The sequence below is a fragment of the Streptomyces sp. NPDC038135 genome, from assembly GCF_055601245.1.
Genome location: NZ_JBVJXS010000011.1, coordinates 30,977 through 53,498, shown reverse-complemented (window position 1 = coordinate 53,498; position 22,522 = coordinate 30,977). Strand labels below are relative to the sequence as shown.

At 71.3% G+C, this 22,522-nt stretch carries 22 protein-coding genes and 2 riboswitches; of the genes, 8 read left to right on the top strand and 14 right to left on the bottom strand.

Annotation, left to right across the window (positions count from 1 at the left end; translation table 11 throughout):
• Positions 1–31: 31 nt before the first annotated feature.
• Complete coding sequence (locus tag ACZ7JA_RS29390) at positions 32–667, top strand: N-acetylmuramoyl-L-alanine amidase (RefSeq protein WP_389305042.1); 636 nt, start codon at positions 32–34, stop codon at positions 665–667.
• A gap of 282 nt (positions 668–949) precedes the next feature.
• Here the strand turns inward: ACZ7JA_RS29390 and ACZ7JA_RS29385 are convergent, their stop codons facing one another.
• The 3 genes from ACZ7JA_RS29385 to ACZ7JA_RS29375 form a co-directional block, all read right to left on the bottom strand.
• On the bottom strand, positions 950–2,119 hold the full coding sequence (locus tag ACZ7JA_RS29385; RefSeq protein WP_403675444.1) for a cysteine desulfurase family protein: 1,170 nt from the start codon (positions 2,117–2,119) through the stop codon (positions 950–952).
• 120 nt (positions 2,120–2,239) lie between these two features.
• Positions 2,240–2,518 (bottom strand): DUF4190 domain-containing protein, encoded by a 279-nt coding sequence (locus ACZ7JA_RS29380; protein ID WP_351664525.1) that lies wholly within the window; start codon positions 2,516–2,518, stop codon positions 2,240–2,242.
• Positions 2,519–2,550: 32 nt separating this feature from the next.
• Positions 2,551–2,718 carry a hypothetical protein gene (locus tag ACZ7JA_RS29375; protein ID WP_351664527.1) on the bottom strand — a complete coding sequence of 56 codons (168 nt, stop codon included), beginning with the start codon at positions 2,716–2,718 and terminating at the stop codon, positions 2,551–2,553.
• Between the two features lie 145 nt (positions 2,719–2,863).
• Here ACZ7JA_RS29375 and ACZ7JA_RS29370 point away from each other — a divergent pair, with 145 nt between their 5' ends.
• Positions 2,864–3,490 carry a TetR family transcriptional regulator gene (locus ACZ7JA_RS29370; protein ID WP_351664529.1) on the top strand — a complete coding sequence of 209 codons (627 nt, stop codon included), beginning with the start codon at positions 2,864–2,866 and terminating at the stop codon, positions 3,488–3,490.
• 104 nt (positions 3,491–3,594) lie between these two features.
• On the opposite strand, the gene ACZ7JA_RS29365 is transcribed toward ACZ7JA_RS29370, so the two are convergent.
• Positions 3,595–4,575, bottom strand: a complete 981-nt coding sequence (locus ACZ7JA_RS29365) for a helix-turn-helix transcriptional regulator (RefSeq protein WP_389450758.1) — start codon at positions 4,573–4,575, stop codon at positions 3,595–3,597.
• A 101-nt stretch (positions 4,576–4,676) separates the two neighbouring features.
• On the opposite strand from ACZ7JA_RS29365, the gene ACZ7JA_RS29360 reads away from it, so the two are divergent.
• Positions 4,677–5,273 carry a TIGR03086 family metal-binding protein gene (locus ACZ7JA_RS29360; RefSeq protein ID WP_401132385.1) on the top strand — a complete coding sequence of 199 codons (597 nt, stop codon included), beginning with the start codon at positions 4,677–4,679 and terminating at the stop codon, positions 5,271–5,273.
• Here the strand turns inward: ACZ7JA_RS29360 and ACZ7JA_RS29355 are convergent.
• Positions 5,260–6,123 carry a thioesterase family protein gene (locus ACZ7JA_RS29355; protein WP_351664535.1) on the bottom strand — a complete coding sequence of 288 codons (864 nt, stop codon included), beginning with the start codon at positions 6,121–6,123 and terminating at the stop codon, positions 5,260–5,262. The genes ACZ7JA_RS29360 and ACZ7JA_RS29355 overlap by 14 nt on opposite strands.
• Positions 6,124–6,300: 177 nt before the next feature.
• On the opposite strand from ACZ7JA_RS29355, the gene ACZ7JA_RS29350 reads away from it, so the two are divergent.
• Complete coding sequence (locus ACZ7JA_RS29350; protein WP_351664537.1) at positions 6,301–7,605, top strand: alpha/beta hydrolase; 1,305 nt, start codon at positions 6,301–6,303, stop codon at positions 7,603–7,605.
• On the opposite strand, the gene ACZ7JA_RS29345 is transcribed toward ACZ7JA_RS29350, so the two are convergent.
• From ACZ7JA_RS29345 to ACZ7JA_RS29305, 9 genes are all read right to left on the bottom strand, one after another.
• A complete protein-coding gene (locus ACZ7JA_RS29345; RefSeq protein ID WP_351664618.1) occupies positions 7,514–8,167 on the bottom strand; it encodes a trimeric intracellular cation channel family protein in 654 nt (217 codons plus the stop codon). The genes ACZ7JA_RS29350 and ACZ7JA_RS29345 overlap by 92 nt on opposite strands.
• A 165-nt stretch (positions 8,168–8,332) precedes the next feature.
• Positions 8,333–9,811 (bottom strand): ABC transporter ATP-binding protein, encoded by a 1,479-nt coding sequence (locus tag ACZ7JA_RS29340; protein ID WP_470811399.1) that lies wholly within the window; start codon positions 9,809–9,811, stop codon positions 8,333–8,335.
• On the bottom strand, positions 9,808–10,902 hold the full coding sequence (locus ACZ7JA_RS29335) for an ABC transporter ATP-binding protein (protein WP_351664539.1): 1,095 nt from the start codon (positions 10,900–10,902) through the stop codon (positions 9,808–9,810). Before ACZ7JA_RS29335 ends, ACZ7JA_RS29340 begins: the two co-directional genes overlap by 4 nt.
• Positions 10,899–11,906, bottom strand: a complete 1,008-nt coding sequence (locus ACZ7JA_RS29330; RefSeq protein WP_351664541.1) for an ABC transporter permease — start codon at positions 11,904–11,906, stop codon at positions 10,899–10,901. The genes ACZ7JA_RS29335 and ACZ7JA_RS29330 overlap by 4 nt, the downstream gene beginning before the upstream one ends.
• 72 nt (positions 11,907–11,978) lie before the next feature.
• Positions 11,979–13,727 (bottom strand): ABC transporter substrate-binding protein, encoded by a 1,749-nt coding sequence (locus ACZ7JA_RS29325; RefSeq protein ID WP_450742846.1) that lies wholly within the window; start codon positions 13,725–13,727, stop codon positions 11,979–11,981.
• Between the two features lie 59 nt (positions 13,728–13,786).
• Positions 13,787–14,785 (bottom strand): ABC transporter permease, encoded by a 999-nt coding sequence (locus tag ACZ7JA_RS29320; protein ID WP_351664545.1) that lies wholly within the window; start codon positions 14,783–14,785, stop codon positions 13,787–13,789.
• Between the two features lie 349 nt (positions 14,786–15,134).
• Positions 15,135–15,920: an enhanced serine sensitivity protein SseB C-terminal domain-containing protein gene (locus tag ACZ7JA_RS29315; protein WP_389305160.1), complete on the bottom strand. Its 786-nt coding sequence runs from the start codon at positions 15,918–15,920 to the stop codon at positions 15,135–15,137.
• Between the two features lie 222 nt (positions 15,921–16,142).
• Positions 16,143–16,937 (bottom strand): enhanced serine sensitivity protein SseB, encoded by a 795-nt coding sequence (locus ACZ7JA_RS29310; protein ID WP_351664549.1) that lies wholly within the window; start codon positions 16,935–16,937, stop codon positions 16,143–16,145.
• A gap of 65 nt (positions 16,938–17,002) precedes the next feature.
• Entirely contained in the window at positions 17,003–17,680 is a 678-nt protein-coding gene (locus tag ACZ7JA_RS29305) for an AAA family ATPase (protein ID WP_351664551.1), read from the bottom strand.
• 177 nt (positions 17,681–17,857) lie between these two features.
• A riboswitch (glycine riboswitch) is annotated at positions 17,858–17,955 on the top strand.
• Positions 17,956–18,069, top strand: a riboswitch (glycine riboswitch).
• Between the two features lie 43 nt (positions 18,070–18,112).
• Between ACZ7JA_RS29305 and gcvT the strand changes: the two genes are divergently transcribed.
• The 4 genes from gcvT (at position 18,113) to ACZ7JA_RS29285 (ending at position 22,473) form a co-directional block, all read left to right on the top strand.
• Positions 18,113–19,240 carry a glycine cleavage system aminomethyltransferase GcvT gene (gene gcvT, locus ACZ7JA_RS29300; RefSeq protein ID WP_470811395.1) on the top strand — a complete coding sequence of 376 codons (1,128 nt, stop codon included), beginning with the start codon at positions 18,113–18,115 and terminating at the stop codon, positions 19,238–19,240.
• Positions 19,241–19,354: 114 nt separating this feature from the next.
• Positions 19,355–19,732, top strand: coding sequence for a glycine cleavage system protein GcvH (gcvH, locus tag ACZ7JA_RS29295; RefSeq protein ID WP_351664555.1), 378 nt, complete (start codon positions 19,355–19,357; stop codon positions 19,730–19,732).
• A gap of 14 nt (positions 19,733–19,746) precedes the next feature.
• Positions 19,747–21,024 carry a serine hydroxymethyltransferase gene (gene glyA / locus ACZ7JA_RS29290; RefSeq protein ID WP_450742844.1) on the top strand — a complete coding sequence of 426 codons (1,278 nt, stop codon included), beginning with the start codon at positions 19,747–19,749 and terminating at the stop codon, positions 21,022–21,024.
• An 81-nt stretch (positions 21,025–21,105) separates the two neighbouring features.
• Entirely contained in the window at positions 21,106–22,473 is a 1,368-nt protein-coding gene (locus ACZ7JA_RS29285; protein ID WP_470811392.1) for an L-serine ammonia-lyase, read from the top strand.
• The last annotated feature ends 49 nt before the right edge of the window (positions 22,474–22,522 follow it).

Genomic DNA, 22,522 nt, shown 5'->3' with positions numbered 1-22,522 from the left:
CGGACGGGACAGGCATGAGGCGGGGGTGGCCATGACCGACACGGACCGGCGGCCGGGGCGGCGGGCACTGCTGATCGGCGGGCTGGCGGCCGCCGTGGGCACCGCGGCGCTGGCCCGGCAGGAGCTGTCCCACGCGTGGTGGCGGCTGCCCGGGGTGGAGAAGTCACGGGTGGCCGGGGCGGTGGACTTCCGGGGCGCGCGCTGGGTGGCGGCGGACCCGGCGAACTACCGCCGGGCGGACCGCCCGGACGACTACACCGTCGACCGCGTCGTCGTCCACGTCACGCAGGGCGGCTACCAGAGCGCCGTGCGGGCCTTCCAGGACCCGGCGCACGGCGCCGCGGCCCACTACATCGTGCGCAGGGACGGCCGGGTCACCCAGCTCATACGGGAGCTCGACGTGGCGTTCCACGCGGGCAACCGGGAGTACAACGAGCGCAGTGTCGGCATCGAGCACGAGGGCTTCGTGGAGGACGCCTCGTCCTTCACGGACGCGATGTACGCCGCGTCGGCGCGGCTGACGGCCGCGGTCTGCGCCCGGTACGGCATACCCGCCGACCGGGAGCACGTCATCGGGCACGTGCAGGTGCCGGGGGCCGACCACACGGATCCGGGGCCGCACTGGGACTGGAAGCGCTACATGCGGCTGGTGCGGCAGCCGGGGTGAACGGGTCGAAAAAATCTTCCCTTCGCCCCTTTTTGCCCGAAAAGAGAAGTTCTATGCTGAGAGCAGGCCTACGGGACGAGTGAGGGAGTTACAGCGGCGTAGCCGACTTCCGCGAGAGGCACGAGGCTTCCGCCGGGGCCGACGTCGACGCTAGGACTGAGAGGCCGGAAGGTCGCATGGACTGGACCGGAAGGCGACCCCCAGCCACCTGATCCGGGCAATACCGGCGAAGGGAACCCGTTTCGTAGGTCTTTCGCATGCGCCGGGCCGGGCGGCCGCCTCTCAGCTGAGGCCGGCCGCCCGCGCGCGTTCCACCGCGGGGCCGATGGCTCCCGCGACCGCCTCCACGTCCGCCTCCGTCGAGGTGTGCCCGAGGGAGAAGCGCAGGGTGCCGCGGGCCAGGTCGGGGTCGGTGCCGGTGGCGAGCAGGACGTGGCTGGGCTGGGCGACGCCCGCGGTGCAGGCGGAGCCGGTGGAGCACTCGATGCCCTGGGCGTCCAGCAGGAGCAGCAGGGAGTCGCCCTCGCAGCCGGGGAAGGTGAAGTGGGCGTTGGCCGGGAGGCGGCCGCCGGGCGCCGGGTCGCCGCCGAGGATCGCGTCCGGTACCGCCTTGCGCACGGCGTCCACCAACTGGTCCCGCAGGGCGCCGATCTCGCGGGCGAACCACTCGCGCTGCTCGGCGGCGAGCCGCCCGGCCACCGCGAAGGAGGCCACGGCGGGCACGTCGAGGGTGCCGGAGCGGACATGCCGCTCCTGGCCGCCGCCGTGCAGGACGGGCACCGGGGTGTACTCGCGGCCGAGGAGCAGTGCGCCGATGCCGTAGGGGCCGCCGATCTTGTGGCCCGACACGGTGAGCGCGGCGAGGCCGGAGTCGGCGAAGCCGACCGGGACCTGACCGAAGGCCTGGACCGCGTCGGCGTGCAGCGGGACGCCGAACTCGGCGGCCGCCTCGGCCAGTTCGCGGATCGGCATGACGGTGCCGATCTCGTTGTTGGCCCACATCACGGTGGCCAGGGCGACGCTGCCGGGATCGCGGGCGATGGCCTCGCGCAGCGCGTCGGCGTGGACACGGCCGTGGGAGTCGACGGGGAGGTACTCGACGGTGGCGCCCTCGTGCTCGCCGAGCCAGTGCACGGCGTCGAGGACGGCGTGGTGCTCGACGGGGCTGGCCAGGACCCGGGTGCGGGCCGGGTCGGCGGCGCGGCGGGCCCAGTACAGGCCCTTGACCGCGAGGTTGTCGGCCTCGGTGCCGCCCGAGGTGAACACCACCTCGCTGGGGCGGGCGCCCAGCGCCTCCGCCAGGGTCTCGCGGGACTCCTCGACGGTACGGCGGGCCCGGCGGCCGGACGCGTGGAGGGAGGAGGCGTTGCCCGTGATGCTCAGCTGGGCGGTCAGCGCCTCCGCCGCCTCCGGAAGCATCGGGGTCGTCGCGGCGTGGTCGAGGTAAGCCATGGTGACGCCGATTCTACGGCGCTCTCCCGGCGCCCTCGGCTGCCCCCGGGCGCGCCCCACCCCTGCCGGGGCCGGGCCCGGCGGCGACGCGCCGGCGGCGACGGCGGCACGCCGGTCGCCTCACAGGCTCCAGGAGACCGTGTTGGACAGGTCCATCGCGAGACCCAGGACGGCCAGGTCGGCGACGCCCAGGGCCATGCCCAGCCAGGCGCGGCCGCGGCGGGCCGTGCCGCGCCAGAGGGCGACCGAGGCCAGCGCGATGGCGACCGGACCGAGGAAGACGTTGAGGACGAGCAGGCCGAGGAGGCCGAGGATGAAGGACGCCACGGCCATCCCGTCGGCGTCCCGCGTGCGCGGGCGGTTCTCCGTGCGGCCCGAGGCCGGTGCGGTGAGTTGCATGGTGCTCAGCTCCTGGAAGTCGGTGCGGACGGTCAGTCGGCCGAGGTGTGGCGGCGGCGGCCGTGGCGCTCGCGGATCGCGAAGATGCCGAGCCAGACGGCGATGACGGCGGCCGCGGCGGCGGTGACGGTCAGCGGCGCGTGGGCGACGGTGCCCAGCACGACACCGAGCAGCATGAGTGCGGCGACGAGGAACAGCATGGGATGAGATCCCCCCTCCGAGTTGCCTCGCGTTGTTCGCTTGTGAACTTTCGGTGAACAGTTGTAGTAACAGTTGTTCACTGACTTAGAGTCTAGCGCGTCTCACGGCTTTCCAATTCCAGAGAACAGTTGTTAACTGGATGACATGAGTCACACCCTCGGCATCCGGCAGGCCCAGAAGCAGAAGACGCGCCAGGCGTTCCTGGACGCGGCGCTCGCACTGCTGGAGGAGCAGAGTCTGAGCAGCCTCGGCCTGCGCGAGGTCACCCGCGCCGTCGGGGTCGCTCCGACCGCCTTCTACCGGCACTTCCGCTCCACCGCCGACCTCGGGGTGGCCTTGGTCGACGAGGCGCTGGGCAGCCTCCATCCGATGGTGCGGACGACGGTGTCCGCGGCCGGCGACAGCGCCGAACGCATCTCGCGCGCCGTCGAGCTGATCGCCCGCCACGTCGACGCGTACCCCGCCCACGTCCGTTTTATCGCCCGTGAGCGACATGGCGGAGTCCAGCCGGTACGTGAGGCCATACGGGACCAACTGGCCCGTTTCGCCGAGGAGGTGAAGGCCGAGCTGGCGGGCGACCCCGAGGCGCGGGGCTGGGACGACGACGACCTGCGGATGCTCGCGCATCTCTACGTCGACCAGATGCTGCTGACCGCCTCCCTGTTCCTGGAGTCGCTGGAAGCGCCGGAGGACGAGCGGGAGCGCGTCACCGCGCTCGCCCGGCGGCAGCTGCGGCTCATCAGCATCGGCCGCCACCACTGGCTGGACTGACCGCACATCGGTCGCCGAGTACCGCGGACCCTTCGTCGCCGAGGGCTCGCCGGTGCTGTCGATCGAGCAAAGCGCGCCTCAAGTCCCCTCCCGCACGTGGCACTTCAGCCGCCGTCCGAGTCGGCCTCCCCGTACAGGGCCGTCACGGAGCGGATCGCCCGCAGCAGTTCGGCGCGCGCCTCGGGCGGCCCGATGATCTCCACCTGGTCGGAGAAGCCGAGCAGCTGGCGCACCGCGCGCAGCACCGGGTACGAGAGCCGGGCGGTGACCCACTCGCTCACCCCGTCGTCGTCCGGGACCTCGGTCAGCTGCGCGGCGGCCATGCGCCGGAACATGTCGAGGCGTTCGCGCCGCACCCGTACGGTGACGTCGACGCCGTCCCCCGGCCGCTCCTCCACCTGCCGGCGCAGCTCCTCCCAGACGTCGGCGAGTTCGACGCCGGGCCGCCGCCGCACGGGGTCGTCGAGCAGCCGGGCCGAGCGCACCCGGTCGGCGCGGAACAGCCGGGGGGCGCCCCGGCGGTCGGCGACGAGGTACCAGACACCGGCCTTCGCGACCAGGCCGTAGGGGTCCACGGTGTACGTGGACGGCTCACGGTCCCCGCTGTGCCGGTAGCGCAGCCGGAGCCGCCGGTCGGCGAAGACGGCGTCCTGCAGCACCTCCAGGTCCACGGCCGGCTGGGGACCGCCGAGCCAGCGGGTGGCGTCGACCAGGATGCGGCGGCTGGTGACCTCGGCTGCGGGCCGGTGCGGCGCCGGCAGGGCGGCCATCACCTTGCGCAGGGCGGAGCCGAGGGCCGTGTCCAGGCCGAGCGCCGCGTGGGCGCCCTGCGCGGCCAGGATGAACAGCGCCCGGGACTCGTCCGCGGTCAGGCCGGTGACGTCGGTGCGGAAACCGGCGAGGAGCTCGATGCCGCCGTGCCGGCCGCGCTCGGCGTACACCGGCACACCCGACGCCGACAGGGCCTCGACGTCCCGGTAGATGGTGCGGACCGACACCTCGAGCCGGCCGGCCAGTTCGCGCGCCGGGACGCGCCCTCGGGTCTGCAGGAGGAGCAGGATCGACAGCAGCCGGTCGGACTTCACGCGCCCAGAATCCCCTCGCGTCCCGAGTCCGCGCAAATGCTGACGGCGGATGTCAGGTTATCGGGGGATGCTCGGCGCACCGACTCACCGAGAGGCATGTCATGACGAACGAGTTCAACGACCCGCGCCCCCTCTACGTCCGCGCCACCGAGCAGGCGGCGGCGCTCATCAAGACCGTGCGCCCCGAGGACCTCGGCCGGCCCACCCCGTGTTCGGAGTTCGACGTCCGCGGCCTGCTCGGCCATGTCGTCGGCGGCACCCGGCGGATCGCGGTGGTCGGCGAGGGCGGTGACGGGCTCGCCGTCGACCCGTCCACCGACGGCGTCGCCGACGACGGCTGGGCGGCGGCCTACGACGAGGTCAGGGCCCGGGCGCTCAGGGCCTGGGAGAGCGACGAGCGGATGGTGTCGACGGTGCGGGTGCCGTGGGGCGAGGTCCCGGGCCACGCGGCGCTGTCGGGCTATGTGATGGAGATCGTGACCCACACCTGGGACCTCGCCGAGGCCCTCGGCCATCCGGGCGAACTCGACCCGGAGCTGGCCGAGTTCTCGCTCGCGAACGCCCGCAGGGTGCTGCCCGACTCCCGTCCCCGGGACGCCGCCACCCCCTTCGCCGCCCGTACCGGCGCCCCCGAGGGCGCCGGTGTCTACGAGGAGCTGGCGGCCTGGCTGGGCCGTACGCCGCTCAGCCGAGCCTGACCCGGGCGAGCTGCCGGGACTGGGCGACCAGCCGGTCCGCGCTGTCCCAGACCTCGGCGTCCTCCTCCAGGAAACCGCCGGCCAGGTTGCGGGTGGTGATCGACACCCGCAGCGGGCCGGGGGCCGGGCGGTGCCGTACGTGGACGGTGAGCTCCACCGTGGGCACCCAGCCCTTGAGGCCGATCTCGAAGGCGGTGGGCGGCAGCGCGTCCACCGCGAGCAGCAGCGACAGCGGGTCGGCGTCGCGGCCGTCGGCCAGCCCGAACCAGGCCCGCATCTCCCCCTTGCCGGAGGGCGCGCCGAGTGCCCAGCCGAGGGTGGCGGGGTCCAGCTTGAGCATCAGCCGGTCGGCGATGGCGGAGCTGCCCTCGACCGGGGCGGGGCCGTCCTCCGGGCCGAAGCACTGGTCCAGCGGCGGGATCGCCGGCGGGGCGGCCGTCGTGCGGACGTCGTCGGGCAGGGCGGCGAGGTCGCCGTAGGAGGCGAGGACGCGGATCCGCTCGACCTCGTTGCCGTCGTCGTCGTACTGGAACAGCGAGGCCTGGCCCGTGGAGAGGGTGCGGCCGGTGCGGACGGTCTGCGTGCGGACCACCGCCGGGCCCGGCTGGGACGCGGTCAGGTAGTGCGCGGAGACCGTGAAGGGGTCCGGGTGCGGGAGGGTGTCCGCGAGGGCCCTGCCGAGGACGGCCAGCAGATAGCCGCCGTTGACGGCGTTGATGATGGTCCAGCCAGCCGAGAGGTCGATGTCGTAGACACCGCTCTCGCGGCGGGTGACCGCCGTGTCGCGGTCGAACTCGCTGTCGCCGGTCACGGCCCGCGAGGCGGTGGGGGCGGAAGCTGCTTCTGGCATGGGTGAACGGTACAACAGGAAATTACTAAGCGGTAGCTTTTGAGTGTGGGAACGGGTGAACGCCATCCGGCCACGTGGCCCAGCCAGAAGGGCTCCCCGGGTGAGATTCCGGCAATTTCCAGGTAAGTGTCCGGACACGTCCACAACCCCCGGCCGACGATCACCCTCTATGGGGACATGAGCCTCACCGGGACTCCGTTCCTCTGCACGATCGTCGTGCTGTCCGTGGTCGCCCTCATACTGCCGCTCCTGCTGTGGTCGAGGACGCCAGGGCCCAAGCCGCTGCGCGCCGCGGCCCGCGTGCTGATGCTGCTGTTCGCCCAGGGCACGGCCGTCACGCTGGTCTTCGTGCTGGTCAACAACCAGAACGGCCTGTACGACAACTGGGCCGACCTCATCGGCACCGGCGACCACGTCCAGCAGGCCGCCGACCTCGGCCGGGACGGCACCGGTGGGATCGCCCTGAAGCGGCTGCCCAGGGTGGCGCAGGCCTTCCAGCCGGCCGACGGCGCCGGGATGCGCGCCGCGGGCGGGGTGCGCGTCACCCAGCTCCGGGGGCGGGTCTCCGGCGTGAACGCCGAGGTCTACGTCTGGCTGCCGCCCCAGTACGGCGAGCCCGCCTACCGCCACCGCAAGTTCCCGGTGGTGGAGCTGCTGCCGGGCTACCCCGGCTCGGCGAAGGCCTGGTTCGGCGCGCTCGGGGCGCACGAGCAGCTGCTGCCGCTGATGCGCGAGGGCCGGGTGGCGCCCTTCATCCTGGTCGCGCCGCGCACCAACCTGCTGGCCGGCGTCGACACGGGCTGCGCCAACGTGCCCGGGCAGGTCAACGCCGACAGCTGGCTCAGCGTCGACGTGCCGAAAATGGTGCTGGACAACTTCCGGGCCCAGCCCGCGCCGTCGGGCTGGGCGGTGGCCGGCTACTCGGCCGGCGCGCACTGCGCGGTCAAGCTGGCCGTGGCCCACCCCGACCGGTACCGGGCGGCCGTGAGCCTGTCCGGCTACAACGACCCGATCGGCGAGCGCAACTCGCTGGCCGCCCAGAGCCCCGTCCTGCGCGCCCGGAACAACCCCTACCTGCTGCTGCGCAAGGCGGCCGAGCCGCCCAGGATCGCCCTCTACGTCTCCGGCGAGTCCGGCGACGGCTACCAGGCGGGCGCGGCGCTGCAGGCGGTCGCCAAGGCGCCGACGACCGTGCACGTGGTGTTCCTGCCGCGCAGCGCCGGCGGTCACACGATGGCGCTGTGGCGGCCGCAGGTGCCCGAGGTGTTCCGCTGGCTGACCCTGCAGATGGGCCAGAACCGGGCCAGGGGCCGGGACGGCTCGCTCGCCGGAGTCGGCACGGCTCCCCTGAGCGGCACCGGCGCCGGGATCGGGAACGGGGCCGCCGGGGCTACTCCTCCGTCACCGTCGAGCGCCGGTTCCACGCACGCGGCGCTCGCCAGTGGAACCTCATCGCGAGCAGCCGCAGGACGAAGGCGGTGACGACCGCGAGCCCGCTGGCGAGCGGGGTCAGGGCGTCGTAGCGGATGCACAGCGCCACCATGGTGGCGCCGACGATCGCCGGGACCGCGTACAGGTCGCGGTCCCAGCGCAGCAGGGAGGGGACCTCGTTGGCGAGCACGTCCCGCAGCACACCGCCGCCGACCGCCGTGGCGAGGCCGAGGGTCGCCGACGCGGTCAGGTTCAGGCCGTAGGAGTACGCCTTGGTCGTGCCGCTGACGCAGAACAGGCCGAGGCCGGCCGCGTCGAAGACGAGCACCCCCGTCTGGATGCGCTCCACGTGCGGGTGCAGGAAGAAGACCACGAGCGTGGCGAGGAGCGGGGTGAGGAAGTACCCGAGGTCGGTGAAGGCGGCCGGCGGCACGGCCCCGATGACCACGTCGCGGAACAGTCCCCCGCCCAGCGCGGTGACCTCGGCGAGCACGGCCATGCCGAAGACGTCGAAGTTCTTCCGGACCGCCAGCAGCGCGCCGGAGATCGCGAACACGAAGATGCCGATGACATCCAGCGTGTGCTGAACGGAGGGGCTGAAGAGCTGCTGCATCTGCACCCTGACATTCTCACCCGTCAGGGGGCGTGCACCTTACATGTGCAGGCTCAGAGGGCATGCCGCCTGTCGTGTACAGCCGAACGGGAGAGTGCGGGGGTCGTCCCGCACTCTCCCGTTCCGGTGTGTACCTGACTTGCGCAGGCCCCGTCGCGCCGCGCGCTACTTGCCGGTCGGCTCCTCGGAGTCCTTGCCCGAGGCGGGCTCCTCGGCGGCAGCGGCGGCGGCCTCGGGCTTGCCGGCCGAGGTCCTGGCGCCGGGCCCGGTGTGCACGGAACCGCCCTCGGCGGCGGCCTCGGCGGCCTCCGCCGACTCCTTCACCGCGTCGGGCTCCGCGTCGGCGTCGGACTCCGCGGTCGTGTCCGCCTCGGCGGTCGCGGGCGCCTGCTCCTCGGCGGTCGCGGGCTTGTCCGCGACCTCGGCCTCGGCGGCGGCGGGCTTCTCCTCCGCCTCGACGGCGACCGCCGCCGGCTTCGCCTCGGGAGCCCCGGCGGCAGCCGCCGACTCCTCCAGCACGGCGTCCGGGACCAGCTCCGACGCTTCCTTCGCCGCCGACAGCAGGACCGTGTCCTGCGGGGCCTGGTCGGCGAAGTTCTCCGGGTGGTGGCAGGCGACCCGCTGGCCGGGCTTCAGCTCCAGCAGCTGCGGCTCGGTCGTCCGGCAGATCTCCGTCGCCTTCCAGCAGCGGGTGTGGAAACGGCAGCCGGACGGCGGGGCGATGGGCGAGGGCACGTCACCGCGGAGCAGGATGCGCTCGCTCTTCTGGCCCCGGCGCTTGGTGTCCGGCACCGGCACCGCCGACATCAGCGCCTTGGTGTACGGGTGCATCGGCGCCTCGTACAGGGAGGTGCGGTCGGCCAGCTCGACGATCTTGCCGAGGTACATCACGGCGATCCGGTCCGAGACGTGCCGGACGACCGAGAGGTCGTGCGCGATGATCACGTAGGTGAGGCCGAGCTCCTGCTGGAGGTCGTCCATGAGGTTCACGACCTGCGCCTGGATCGACACGTCCAGCGCGGAGACCGGCTCGTCGGCCACGACCAGCTTCGGCTTCAGGGCGAGCGCGCGGGCGATGCCGATGCGCTGGCGCTGGCCGCCGGAGAACTCGTGCGGGTAGCGGTTGTAGTGCTCGGGGCTCAGACCGACCAGCTCGAGCAGCCGCTGGACCTCCTTCTTCACCCCGCCCTCGGGCTCCACGCCCTGCAGCCGGAACGGCGCGGAGACGATCGAGCCGATGGTGTGGCGCGGGTTCAGGGAGCCGTACGGGTCCTGGAAGATCATCTGGATGTCACGGCGCAGCGGACGCATCTGCCCGGTCCGCAGCTTCGTGATGTCCCGGCCGTCGAAGGTGATGCTGCCGCCGGTCGGGTCCTGGAGCCGGGTGATGACCCGGCCCATGGTCGACTTGCCGCAGCCCGACTCGCCCACCACGCCCAGGGTCTCGCCCTTGCGCACCTCGAAGTCGATCCCGTCGACGGCCTTCACCGCGCCGACCTGGCGCTGGAGAATGCCCTTCTTGATCGGGAAGTGCTTCTTGAGGCCCTCGACCCTGAGCAGCACCTCGCGGTCCGCCGAGTCGCCCGCGGGGGCCTGCGCCTGCTGCGGGATCACGGCCTCGTCCGTCTTCTTGGTCTCACTCACAGCTTCGGCGCAATCTCTTCGGTCCAGATCCGCTCACGGTCCTCGGCCGGGAGGTGACAGGCGGACCAGTGCCCGGTGCTCACCTGCTCCAGCTCGGGGCGCACCGTGCGGGTGACGTTCCCCTTGGGGATGTCCGCGTACGGGCAGCGCGGGTGGAAGGCGCAGCCCGAGGGGACGTTGATGAGGCTCGGCGGCTGGCCCTTGACCGGGATGAGCCGTTCGGAGGTGTCGCGGTCGATGCGGGGCATCGAGCCGAGCAGACCCCAGGTGTAGGGGTGCTGCGGCTTCTCGAAGACCTCGTCGGCCCGCCCGCGCTCGACGCACCGGCCGCCGTACATCACCAGGACGTCGTCCGCGATCTCGGCGACCACGCCGAGGTCGTGGGTGATCATGATGACCGCGGAGCCGAACTCCTTCTGCAGGTCCCGGATCAGGTCGAGGATCTGCGCCTGGACGGTGACGTCCAGGGCGGTGGTCGGCTCGTCCGCGATGAGCAGCTCGGGGTTGTTGACCAGGGCCATGGCGATCATGGCGCGCTGGCGCATACCGCCGGAGAACTCGTGCGGGTAGCCGTCGACGCGCTTGGCCGGCTCGGGAATGCCGACCCGGTCCAGCATCTCGATGGCCCGCTTGCGGGCGACCTTCTTGCTGACGTCGTGGTGGACCCGGTAGGCCTCGACGATCTGGTCGCCGACCTTGTAGTACGGGTGCATCGCGGACAGCGGGTCCTGGAAGATCATCGCCATCTCGCGGCCGCGGAGCTTGCGCACCTCGTCCGGGGCGGCGGAGACCAGTTCCTTGCCGTCCAGCCAGATCTCGCCGGTCATCCGCACGTTCTTGCCGCGGGTGCCGAGCCGGTGCAGGCCCATGATGGCCTGCGAGGTCACCGACTTGCCGGAGCCGGACTCGCCGACGACGGCGAGGGTGCGGCCCTTCTCCAGCGAGAAGCTGAGTCCGTCGACGGACTTGACCAGGCCGTCGTCGGTCGGGAAGTGCACCTTGAGGTCGCGGACCTCGAGGAACGCCTTGGGGGGCTGGGACGCGGAGGTGGGCTCGCCCACGGCGGCGCCGGTCTTGGAGAGTTCGGTCACGAGAGCCTCACCCGCGGGTCGGCGGCGGCGTAGAGCACGTCCACCAGGAGATTTGCGAAGACGACGAAGGCGGCGGCGAGCAGCGTCACGCCGAGGATCTTCGGCAGGTCGTTGTCGGTGATGCCCTGCACCGCGTACTGGCCGATGCCGGGCAGCGAGAACACCGACTCGGTGATCACGGCGCCGCCGAGCAGCAGACCGATGTCCATGCCGAAGACCGTGATGATCGGGGTCAGGGCGGCGCGCAGTCCGTGCCGGGTGACGACGGTGCGCTCCCGCAGGCCCTTGGCGCGGGCCGTGCGGATGAAGTCCTCGTTCATCGTCTCCAGCATGCCCGAGCGGGTCAGCCGCGCGTAGATGGCGGAGTACAGCAGGGCCAGGGAACACCACGCCGGGAAGAGCGTGTTGGCCCACTGTGCCGGGTTCTCGGTGAGCGGGACGTACGTCTTGCCGAAGATCGGCCACTGGTAGGTGAAGAGCAGGATCGCCAGGTTGCCCGTGAAGAACATGGGCAGCGAGACGCCGGTGAGCGCGATGCCCATGAAGGTGCGGTCGAGGAACGAACGCGGCTTCAGGGCCGAGATGACACCGGCCACGACGCCCGAGACCAGCCACAGCACGGCGGCGCCCACGGCCAGCGACAGGGTGATCGGAAGGCGCGAGGTGAGCTCCGGCCACACCGCCTGGTGGTTCTTGAAGGAGTAACCGAAGCAGGGTGCGTCGCAGTGCACCGTGGTGGGGCCGAGGTCGTAGGTGGCGCCGGCCACGATCCCCTTGATGAAGTGCCAGTACTGGACGTAGACGGGCTGGTCCAGACCGAGGTTGTGCTTGACAGCGGCGATGTCCGCCTTCGACGGGCTCTTGCCGATGTACTGCTGCGCCAACTGGTCCGCTGTCTGGCCGGCAAGCCGTGGCAGCAGGAAGAAGATGGCGAAGGTGACCGCGGAGACGACCAGCAGCAGGATCACTGCCGCGAACGTCCGGCGGAGGATGTACGAGATCACGGGGACCGGCGCTGGTGCCCGCGGGCCGCGAAGCCCGCGGGCACCAATGCCTTCACCTGCCTTCCGGGGCTGCTACTTCGACGCGACGCCGATGTTGAGGTAGTCGTACTGACCGCTGAAGGCCGCCGTGGAAACCAGGTTGGTGTAGTTCTGCGGGCGGGCCAGCAGGACCTTGAAGTAGGTCAGCGGGACCAGGACGGCGTCGTCCATGGTCTTCTTGTCGATCTGCGTGTACAGGCTGTTGCGCTCGGCGTCGTCCTGGGTGCCGATCGCCTTGCCCAGCAGGGAGTTGACGTCCTTGCTGTCGTACTGCGACAGGTTGGTGTTACCGGACTGGCTGATCGCCTTGCCGTTCAGGATCTGCTGCAGGAAGCCGTAGCCGGAGGGCCAGTCGGCACCCCACTGCATCATGATCAGGCCGATGTTCTGCTTCTCGGTGAACTTCGGCACACCGGCGTAGTCGGTGAAGTACTTGCCGGACGGGTACTGCTTCAGGCTGGCGTTGATGCCGACCTTCTTCAGCGAGTTGATGATCGCCGTGGCGGCGTCGATCTCCTGCGGACGGTCCGAGCGGGCCGAGATGTTGGTGCTGATCGACGACTTGCCGCAGGCCTTCAGCTGCTCCTTGGCCTTGGCCGCGTCGCCCTTGTTGCCGGAGGTCGCGTAGACGTCCGACTTCTCGTAGCCCGGGATGTCCGGGGGAAGCACGGTGGAGGCGATGTCGCCGCGGATCGGGCCGCCCTCGGCGGTCTGCACCGAGACCTTGTCGATCGCGTACTGCACGGCCTTGCGGCACTCGGGCTTGTCGAACGGCTTCACCTTGGTGTTGATCGCCATGTAGACGAGCCGGCCACCGTAGGTGTTGTCCGTGTTGGCCTTCTTCGCCGTGTCGGTGAGCACCTTGGCCTGGGTGGAGGCCTGGACGCCGGCACCGGCGAGGTCGATCGCGTCACCGGCCAGGACGTCCTGGTCGATGGTCTCCGGGTTGACCTTCAGCTTGACGACGATCTTCTCCGGCAGCTGCTTGCGCAGCGGGTCCGTCTTCGCGTCCCAGTTCTCGTTGCGCACGAGCACGGCCTGCTTGCCGTCCTCGTAGCTCTGGAACTTGTACGAGCCCGACGACACGATGTGCTTGACGTAGTCGACGCCCTTGTCCTTGGACTGGGGCACCGGCGCGGTCTGCGGGGCGGCGACGAGGTAGTCGAACTCCTGGAACGCCTGGTTCAGGTGGAAGACGATGGTGGTGTCGTCCGGCGTCTCGATGGAGGACAGGCCCTTGCCGCTCTTGTCCTTGTAGGGGCCCTTGTACTTGTCGCCCTTGGCCATGAACTGCTGGAAGTAGTTCGGGCCGAGGGAGAGCACGTCACGCGCGAAGTTCGAGCGCTCGACGGCGTACTTGACGTCCTTCGAGGTGATCGGCGAGCCGTCCTCGTACTTCAGGCCCGAACGCAGCTTGTACGTCCAGGTCTTGCCGCCGTCGCTCGGGACGCCCTTGCTCGCGGCGAGGTCCGGGACGAGGGTGTTGCCCTTCTCGCCGGCGCCGGGCTGGAACGTCATCAGCGGGCGGGCGTAGAGCCGGCTGAGGTTGTACATGTACGCGTAGTACGTGTTGCCGGGGTCGAAGGAGTCCGGCACGTCGGACAGTTCGTAGGTGACCGTGCCGCCCTTCTTGTCGGAAGCGTTGACCACACCCTTGGTCGCGGCGTTGGCCCCGGCGGACGAGCCGTTGTTGTCCTTGTTGTCATCGGCCTTGCTGCAACCTGCAACGAGCAGGCTGGCGGAGCCGATGGCCGCGATAGCGGCCAGCGCTGACCTTCGCATGATGGGTGCTTTCCCCTCCATAGTCGGAAACTTTTCGGGCTCTCGGGTGGTCGCAGGCGTCAGCGGCTGCGCGGGTCGAGAGCGTCGCGGAGACCGTCGCCCAGCAGATTGAACGCCAGGACGGTCACGAAGATGGCGAGACCGGGCACGATCATGAACTGGGGATCGACCTGGTAGTAGGTGACCGCTTCGCGGAGCATGCCGCCCCAGGAGGCCTGCGGGGGCTGGATGCCGACACCGAGGAAGCTCAGGGACGCCTCGAAGAGGATGTTGGTCGGGATGAGCAGCGTCGAGTAGACGATGATCGGGCCGACCAGGTTGGGCATCAGCTCCCGGAACAGGATGTACGGGCCCTTGGCGCCCATGCCGCGGGAGGCGTCCACGAACTCGCGCTCACGCAGGGCGAGGGTCTGGCCGCGCACGATCCGGCCCAGGTAGGGCCAGTTGAAGAAGCCGATGACGAAGATCAGCACGCTCAGGTGGAGCGGGAGCCCGTTGAGGCCGAACGCGCCGCCCTGGAGCGTGGCGGAGATCGCGATGGCGAACAGCAGGAGGGGGAAGGCGAGGAAGGTGTCCATCAGGCGGCTGATGATGTTGTCCACTCGGCCGCCGTAGTAACCCGCGATGACGCCCATGATGGCGCCGATCACGTTGGAGAGGATCGTGGCGCCGAAGGCGACCACCAGCGACACCCAGGAGCCCTCCAGGACTCGGGTGGCGATGTCACGGCCGAACTTCGGGTCCACGCCGAGCGGGTGGTCGGCGCTCATGCCGCCCCAACTGCCCTTGGGCAGCGAGGTGTCGGGGGTGATCAGGTCCTGGTTGAAGGCGTTGGGGTCGAGGCCGAGCAGGGCCTGCAGGGGCCGGGAGAGGACGGCCAGGGCGATCAGCAGGACGACGATGACGGCGCCCGCCACCGCGACCTTGTCCCTCTTGAATCTCGACCAGGCGATCTGCCCAAGGGAACGACCCTCGATCCGCCCCTTACCGGCACCCTCGAGCACAGCTTCCGGCTGTGCCTCGGCTGCCGCCCCGGTGGTCTCGATCGGTGCGGTCACAGTGACCCGACCCCTCTCGCCGGTGGTGACCGGCCTGCGCCTGCCGCGGTTTGCGGCTTTGTCGACTTGCCTCGATCGTGAGGTTCGACCTCACGTCTGAATCGCGAGTCTTCAGCTTCTTTGCGATCACCCGCCAGAGCTGACGGGGAAAGTATGCGCAACCGTGATGCAGTCCAGGGGATTCCGTTATCCGATCAGTGGGTAACGGCCACCGGACGCGGGGCACTTGGGGCAGACAGCTGTTTTGTTTCGAAACGGACGAAACATCGCTCTTCTACGCGCGGAGAAGTCCGTCTCGGACACGAATTCTCCATCACTGTCCAAGTGGCGGACTACCCGGCCCGGTTGCTCAGTAGCCCCCGTGGACCGGCGGGTAGCCGTACCCGGGAGCCGGCGCCTGGGGCTGCGGCGGGGTCTGCGGCTGCGGCTGGGGGACGGCCGCGTGCGCGTCGCGATCGTAGAACGGGCGGGCGTTGGCCCGCATCCACAGCACCACCGGGTCGTAGTCGTCGGTCATCGCGACCGTGGACACCGGCAGCCCCTCGGGGACCGCGCCGACGGACTGCTGCATCATGGCGCGCACCGAGTCGACGGAGGCGGGCGAGGTGTCGTACACGTCGAGGCCGATGGCGAGGTACGGCGCGCCGAGCGTGGGCTGCACCCAGGCGCGGCGCAGCGAGCGCAGGGCCGGGGTGCGGTGGGCGTTCTGCGCGAGCAGGGCGTAGAACTGCGCGACGTCGACGCCGGGTTCCGACAGCCGCAGCGGGCCGGCGGGCTGGCGGTCGAGGCCGGTGGCGATGCGGCGCAGGTCCGTCCAGGGGATGCCGACGCCGCCGCCCGGGGCGTGCGGGTTGAGCCAGAGGCCGTAGTGGTCGGGGTAGAGGGTGCGGGCCACGTCGAGCCCGTCGACCACCTCGTACGAGCGGTTCCAGCCGCTGGCCGAGAGTTCCTGCGCGGAGGTCACGCAGGGGGCGTAGCCGAGGCCGTCGACCTCCATGTTCCCGTACTGGGCGTCCGGGGACCCGGCCTGGCCGTGCCACAGCAGCATCCAGATCTGGCCGGAGGAGGGAGTGGCGAGGGCGCGCAGCAGTGCCTCGTAGGCGTCGTAGCGGCCGGGGGTGACCTGGCGCAGCATGTGCTCGACGCTGCCGCTGTGGCTCGCGCTCACCTGTCTTACCGGCCCTTCTCGAATCAGTGCCCCGCGTTCGGAGACAGCTTAAGCGCCGATCGGCTCGGAGCCCCGGGTTCCTGCGCGGGCGCGGGTGGGCGGAGGCCGGTCGGCCGGTCTCGCCGCTGACGGAGCCGCTGACCGACACCGCCCCGCGCCCCCGGGTCCGTGCCTCCTCGGCGCCGCCTTCTAGTGGCCGTACTGGTAGAAGGGGCGGACGTGGGACTTGAGCCAGGTGGCCACCGGGTCGTCCGTGACGTCCAGAAGGACGAGGTTGACCTGCCATCCGACCGGCGCCTTGCCCAGGGCCCGGCCGAGGGCCTCCAGCGGAAGGGCCCGCAGGTCGCCCTCCCACTGGGAGAGTTCGACGCCCACGAACATCACGGGGTCGGCCGTCTCCACCGAGGCCAGGCAGCGGCGGGCCGTGACCACCACGCCGGTGCCGGCGAACTCGGCGGAGGCGGCGGCGAGGAAGTCGACCGGGTCGTCCTGCCAGTCCGGCTCGAAGAGGCGGACCCGGCCGCCGGTGGCCGGGCCGTCCAGCGGGGTGTGGCCGGTGCGGCACAGTTCGGCCACCGCCTCGGGCGGCAGCGGCAGGCCGACCACCCCGTCGGGGTTCACGAGGATGCCGGCCTGCGGGGGCAGCCCGCGCGCGAACTCCACCGCCGGGGCGACGGTGAAGGACATGTGGGAGCCGGCCGCCAGGCGGAGCTGCTCCTCGGAGCTGAAGACCGGGACGTACACCTGGCCCTCGATCTCCATCGTGGGCAGGTCCAGCGGTCCGCTGTGCGGTCCGCCGCCGTTGGGCAGCGGGACCCACAGCAGGCTGCGGCCCAGCACCTCGGCGATCCGCCCGCCCGCGCCGGGTATGCCGAGGGAGGCCGAGAGCACCTCCTCCAGTTCGTTGCCGGGCCAACCGCCGTGCGGGTGGGGGTGCGTCTGTGCCGGGAAGTCCGCGGGAAGGTCCGCCGCCGAGAAGTCCATCTGCCTGCCGCCTGCTGGGAACCACTGCTGTGGTCCGAAAGGCTAGCGGGTGGCCGTGACGGCGCTCAGCCGGATCGGCCGGCGAAGCCGATGCGGCGCAGCACCGCGGCGGCGTCCCGGTCCAGCAGCACCGCCGAGCCGCAGCCGGCGGGCAGCTCCCCCCGCTCCACCGCGCGCAGCAGGCGGGCCGCCGTACGGCGGTGGCGGCGGAAGGCGTAGCGGGAGACGCCGCGGCCGCGCTCGCGCTGGCCCGCGCGGGCGGTCTCCGCGGTGACGTCGAGCAGCAGCAGGTGCAGGGTGCCGCCGCGGCGGCGGGCCGCGCGGACCAGCCAGCCGCGCACCCAGGCCTGCGTGCCGCAGTCGTGGACGACGACGCCCTCGCCGGTGCCGAGGGCGCGGCGCAGTGCGGCGTAGTGGGCGAGCCGGACCAGGGGGCGGTACAGCGCGTAGGGCAGGAAGCGGGGCACGCGGGCGGCCCAGCGGTCGCGGGCGTCCTGGGAGTCGACGCGGTGGCCGGGGACCGCGCGGTGCATCAGGGTGGACTTGCCACTGCCGGGCAGCCCGGTGACCACCACCAGGTCGCGGGGGCCGAAGAGCAGGTCGTGCGGGCTGCGCCCGGCGCGCTCGCGCAGGTCGCGGACGACCGGGGCGGGCCGCCCGGCGCAGCGCTCGCGGGCCGGGGCGGAGGGCTGCTCCGGCATCGCGAGACCGGTGGTGGCGGCGTAGGCCGTGGTCCTGTTCACCGTCATCGTCCTCCCCTGTGGGCTCGGTAACCCTTTGCCCATCGAATGTAAAGAGAAGGTAATGCGCCGGTCCAGCGGTTGGGTACGCGTACTGCCACAGCTCGGTTACAGATGCGGGCCCTGACGGGGCGGGGCGCGGCGTGCAATGATGTGCGCGCCAACTGCATACCGGCCGCTTGAATCCGCGCGGGAGAGTTCCCAGCCAGCTCCGCTGGGACGCCGAAGGAGCAAGTCCCTCCCTTGAATCTCTCAGGCCCCGTTACCGCGCGGGCGAGGCACATCTGAAAAGCGGGCCGCTGCGACAGTGGCTCCACCCAAGGTGCAAGCCGTGACCACTCCTCGTGAGGATCATGGCGAACCTCTCAGGTTCCGATGACAGATGGGGAGGAACGTTCCTCGCCTGTCATACCTGCCCTGGGAGACGACCGACCGATGAGCAGTACCGAACCCACTCCAGCGCGCCGCACCGCGCTCGACGCCCTGCACCGTTCGCTCGGCGCGACGATGACCGACTTCGCCGGCTGGGACATGCCGCTGCGCTACGGCTCCGAGCGCGACGAGCACGTCGCGGTGCGGACCCGGGCCGGCCTCTTCGACCTCTCCCACATGGGCGAGATCACCGTGACCGGGCCGCAGGCGGCAGCCCTGCTGAACTACGCCCTGGTGGGCAACATCGCCTCCGTCGGCGTCGGCCGCGCCCGCTACACCATGATCTGCCAGGCCGACGGCGGCATCCTGGACGACCTGATCGTCTACCGGCTGGCCGAGCACGAGTACATGGTCGTCGCCAACGCCTCCAACGCCCAGGTGGTGCTGGACGCGCTGACCGGGCGCGCCGCGGGCTTCGAGGCCGAGGTGCGCGACGACCGCGACGCCTACGCGCTGCTCGCGGTCCAGGGCCCCGAGTCCCCCGGCATCCTGAAGTCGCTGACCGACGCCGACCTGGACGGCCTGAAGTACTACGCGGGCCTGCCCGGCACCGTCGCCGGCGTCCCCGCGCTGATCGCGCGCACCGGCTACACCGGCGAGGACGGCTTCGAGCTGTTCGTGAAGCCGGAGCACGCGGTGGAGCTGTGGCAGGCGCTGACCAAGGCGGGCGAGGGCGCCGGCCTGGTGCCGTGCGGCCTGTCCTGCCGGGACACCCTGCGCCTGGAGGCGGGCATGCCGCTGTACGGGCACGAGCTGACCACCTCCCTGACGCCCTTCGACGCCGGGCTGGGCCGGGTGGTGAAGTTCGAGAAGGAGGGCGACTTCGTGGGCCGCGAGGCGCTCACCGAGGCCGCCGCCAGGGCCGAGCAGAACCCGCCGCGCAAGCTCGTCGGCCTGGTCGCCGAGGGCCGCCGGGTGCCGCGGGCCGGGTTCTCCGTCGTCGCGGGCGGCGAGGTGATCGGCGAGGTCACCTCCGGCGCCCCCTCCCCCACCCTGGGCAAGCCGATCGCGATGGCGTACGTCGACGCGGCGCACGCGGCGCCGGGCGCCGAGGGCGTCGGCGTGGACATCCGGGGCAGCCACGAGCCGTACGAGGTCGTGGCGCTGCCCTTCTACAAGCGCCAGAAGTAGACACTGGGCGCGGTCCGTCCCCGGACGTGACCCTGCGCACATCCCGCTGCCCGGCAGCGGATCCGGCAGTCCCCCATTCATCAGCACTCCCGCGCGTACAGGAGAATTCAGGCCATGAGCAACCCCCAGCAGCTGCGCTACAGCAAGGAGCACGAGTGGCTGTCGGCCGCCGAGGACGGCGTCTCGACGGTCGGCATCACGGAGTTCGCGGCCAACGCGCTCGGCGACGTGGTCTACGCCCAGCTCCCCGAGGTCGGTTCCACGGTGTCCGCGGGTGAGACCTGCGGCGAGCTGGAGTCGACCAAGTCGGTCTCGGACCTGTACTCGCCGGTCACCGGTGAGATCACCGAGGTCAACGAGGACGTCGTCAACGACCCGTCGCTGGTGAACTCGGCCCCCTTCGAGGGCGGCTGGCTGTTCAAGGTACGCGTCACCGAGGAGCCGGCCGACCTGCTCTCCGCCGACGAGTACACCGCCCAGAACGCCGGCTGAGGAGTCGTAGCCGTATGACTGTCCTGAACACGTCCCTGCACGAACTGGACCCGGAGATCGCCGCCGCGGTCGACGCCGAGCTGAACCGCCAGCAGTCGACGCTGGAGATGATCGCCTCGGAGAACTTCGCGCCGCTCGCGGTGATGGAGGCCCAGGGCTCGGTGCTGACCAACAAGTACGCCGAGGGCTACCCCGGCCGCCGCTACTACGGCGGCTGCGAGCACGTCGACGTCGCCGAGCAGATCGCCATCGACCGGATCAAGGAGCTGTTCGGCGCCGAGTACGCCAACGTCCAGCCCCACTCCGGCGCCTCCGCGAACCAGGCGGCGCTGTTCGCCCTCGCCCAGCCCGGTGACACCATCCTCGGCCTGGACCTGGCGCACGGCGGCCACCTCACCCACGGAATGCGGCTGAACTTCTCCGGCAAGCAGTTCGACGTGGTCGCCTACCACGTGGACGAGGCCGGCCTGGTCGACATGGCCGAGGTCGAGCGGCTCGCCAAGGAGCACCGCCCCAAGGTGATCATCGCCGGCTGGTCGGCCTACCCGCGGCAGCTCGACTTCGCCGAGTTCCGCCGGATCGCCGACGAGGTCGAGGCGTACCTGTGGGTCGACATGGCGCACTTCGCGGGCCTGGTCGCGGCGGGTCTGCACCCGAACCCGGTCGAGTACGCGGACGTGGTCACCTCCACGACCCACAAGACCCTCGGCGGCCCGCGCGGCGGCGTCATCCTGGCGAAGAAGGCCTTCGCGAAGAAGCTGAACTCGTCCGTCTTCCCGGGCTTCCAGGGCGGCCCCCTGGAGCACGTGATCGCGGCCAAGGCGGTGTCCTTCAAGGTCGCCGCCTCGGAGGAGTTCAAGGAGCGCCAGCGCCGTACGGTGGAGGGCGCCCGCATCCTCGCCGCGCGGCTGACCGCCGCCGACGCCCGCGAGGCCGGCGTCAACGTGCTGTCCGGCGGCACGGACGTGCACCTGATCCTGGTGGACCTGCGTGAGTCCGAGCTGGACGGGCAGCAGGCCGAGGACCGCCTCCACGAGGTCGGCATCACGGTCAACCGCAACGCCGTCCCGAACGACCCGCGTCCCCCGATGGTGACCTCGGGCCTGCGCATCGGTACGCCGGCCCTGGCGACCCGGGGCTTCACGGCCGAGGACTTCACCGAGGTCGCGGACGTGATCGCCGAGACCCTCAAGGCGTCCGCCCCGTTCGAGGGCGCCGCCGTGGAGGGGCTCAGGGCCCGGGTGAAGGCCCTGGCCGACAAGCACCCGCTGTACCCGGGTCTGAACAAGTAAGTCCCTGTTTCGCCGGGCACCGCGCACACTGGAACGTGTGCGCGGTGCCGCACCCGCACCACCCCGTATTGAGGAGTTTCCGTGGCCATCTCGGTCTTCGACCTGTTCTCGATCGGCATCGGCCCGTCCAGCTCCCACACGGTCGGTCCGATGCGCGCGGCGCGCATGTTCGCCCGCAGGCTGCGCAACGAGGACCTGCTGGGCTCCGTCGCCGCGGTGCGCTGCGAGCTGTACGGCTCGCTCGGCGCGACCGGCCACGGCCACGGCACCCCGAAGGCGGTGCTGCTCGGTCTGGAGGGCGCCTCGCCGCGCACGGTGGACGTCGAGTCGGCCGACGAGCGGGTGGAGACGATCAGGCGGTCGGGCCGGATCTCGCTGCTCGGCGAGCACGAGATCGCGTTCTCCTTCGACGACGACCTGGTCCTGCACCGCCGCAAGGCGCTGCCGTACCACGCCAACGGCATGACGGTGTGGGCGTACGACGCGGTCGGCGCCGAGCTGCTCTCCAAGACGTACTACTCGGTCGGCGGCGGCTTCGTCGTGGACGAGGACGCGGTCGGCGCCGACCGCATCGTGCTGGACGACACGGTCCTGAAGTACCCCTTCCGCACCGGTGACGAGCTGCTGCGCCTGACCCGGGAGACGGGTCTGTCGATCTCCTCGCTGATGCTGGAGAACGAGCGGGCCTGGCGCACCGAGGAGGAGATCCGCGCGGGCCTGCTGGAGATATGGCGGGTCATGCGCGAGTGCGTCCAGCGGGGCATGACCCGGGAGGGCATCCTGCCCGGCGGTCTGAAGGTGCGCCGGCGCGCGGCCGTCTCGGCCCGCCAGCTCCGCGCCGAGGGCGACCCGCTCGCGCACGCGATGGAGTGGATCACGCTCTACGCGATGGCGGTGAACGAGGAGAACGCGGCCGGCGGCCGGGTGGTCACCGCCCCGACCAACGGCGCGGCGGGCATCATCCCGGCGGTCCTGCACTACTACATCAACTTCGTGCCGGGCGCCGACGAGGACGGCGTGGTCCGCTTCCTGCTCGCCGCCGGCGCCATCGGCATGCTGTTCAAGGAGAACGCCTCCATCTCCGGCGCCGAGGTCGGCTGCCAGGGCGAGGTCGGCTCCGCCTGCTCCATGGCCGCGGGCGCCCTCGCCGAGGTGCTCGGCGGCAGCCCCGAGCAGGTGGAGAACGCGGCCGAGATCGGCATGGAGCACAACCTGGGCCTGACCTGCGACCCCGTGGGCGGACTGGTCCAGATCCCGTGCATCGAGCGCAACGGCATGGCCGCGGTGAAGGCGGTCACCGCGGCGAAGATGGCCATGCGCGGCGACGGCTCGCACAAGGTGTCCCTGGACAAGGTCATCAAGACCATGAAGGACACCGGCGCGGACATGTCGGTGAAGTACAAGGAGACGGCCCGGGGCGGGCTCGCGGTGAACATCATCGAGTGCTAGCGACTGCGCCGTGGCGGGCGCCCGGGGAACGGGGGCCCGCCACGACGCG

Coding starts and splice junctions, on each gene's coding strand:
- ACZ7JA_RS29390 (WP_389305042.1), top strand. CDS start 32: ATGACCGACACGGACCGGCGGCCGGGGCGGCGGGCACTGCTGATCGGC.
- ACZ7JA_RS29385 (WP_403675444.1), bottom strand. CDS start 2,119: ATGGCTTACCTCGACCACGCCGCGACGACCCCGATGCTTCCGGAGGCG.
- ACZ7JA_RS29380 (WP_351664525.1), bottom strand. CDS start 2,518: ATGCAACTCACCGCACCGGCCTCGGGCCGCACGGAGAACCGCCCGCGC.
- ACZ7JA_RS29375 (WP_351664527.1), bottom strand. CDS start 2,718: ATGCTGTTCCTCGTCGCCGCACTCATGCTGCTCGGTGTCGTGCTGGGC.
- ACZ7JA_RS29370 (WP_351664529.1), top strand. CDS start 2,864: ATGAGTCACACCCTCGGCATCCGGCAGGCCCAGAAGCAGAAGACGCGC.
- ACZ7JA_RS29360 (WP_401132385.1), top strand. CDS start 4,677: ATGACGAACGAGTTCAACGACCCGCGCCCCCTCTACGTCCGCGCCACC.
- ACZ7JA_RS29355 (WP_351664535.1), bottom strand. CDS start 6,123: ATGCCAGAAGCAGCTTCCGCCCCCACCGCCTCGCGGGCCGTGACCGGC.
- ACZ7JA_RS29350 (WP_351664537.1), top strand. CDS start 6,301: ATGAGCCTCACCGGGACTCCGTTCCTCTGCACGATCGTCGTGCTGTCC.
- ACZ7JA_RS29345 (WP_351664618.1), bottom strand. CDS start 8,167: ATGCAGCAGCTCTTCAGCCCCTCCGTTCAGCACACGCTGGATGTCATC.
- ACZ7JA_RS29325 (WP_450742846.1), bottom strand. CDS start 13,727: ATGCGAAGGTCAGCGCTGGCCGCTATCGCGGCCATCGGCTCCGCCAGC.
- ACZ7JA_RS29315 (WP_389305160.1), bottom strand. CDS start 15,920: ATGCTGCGCCAGGTCACCCCCGGCCGCTACGACGCCTACGAGGCACTG.
- ACZ7JA_RS29310 (WP_351664549.1), bottom strand. CDS start 16,937: ATGGACTTCTCGGCGGCGGACCTTCCCGCGGACTTCCCGGCACAGACG.
- gcvT (WP_470811395.1), top strand. CDS start 18,113: ATGAGCAGTACCGAACCCACTCCAGCGCGCCGCACCGCGCTCGACGCC.
- gcvH (WP_351664555.1), top strand. CDS start 19,355: ATGAGCAACCCCCAGCAGCTGCGCTACAGCAAGGAGCACGAGTGGCTG.
- glyA (WP_450742844.1), top strand. CDS start 19,747: ATGACTGTCCTGAACACGTCCCTGCACGAACTGGACCCGGAGATCGCC.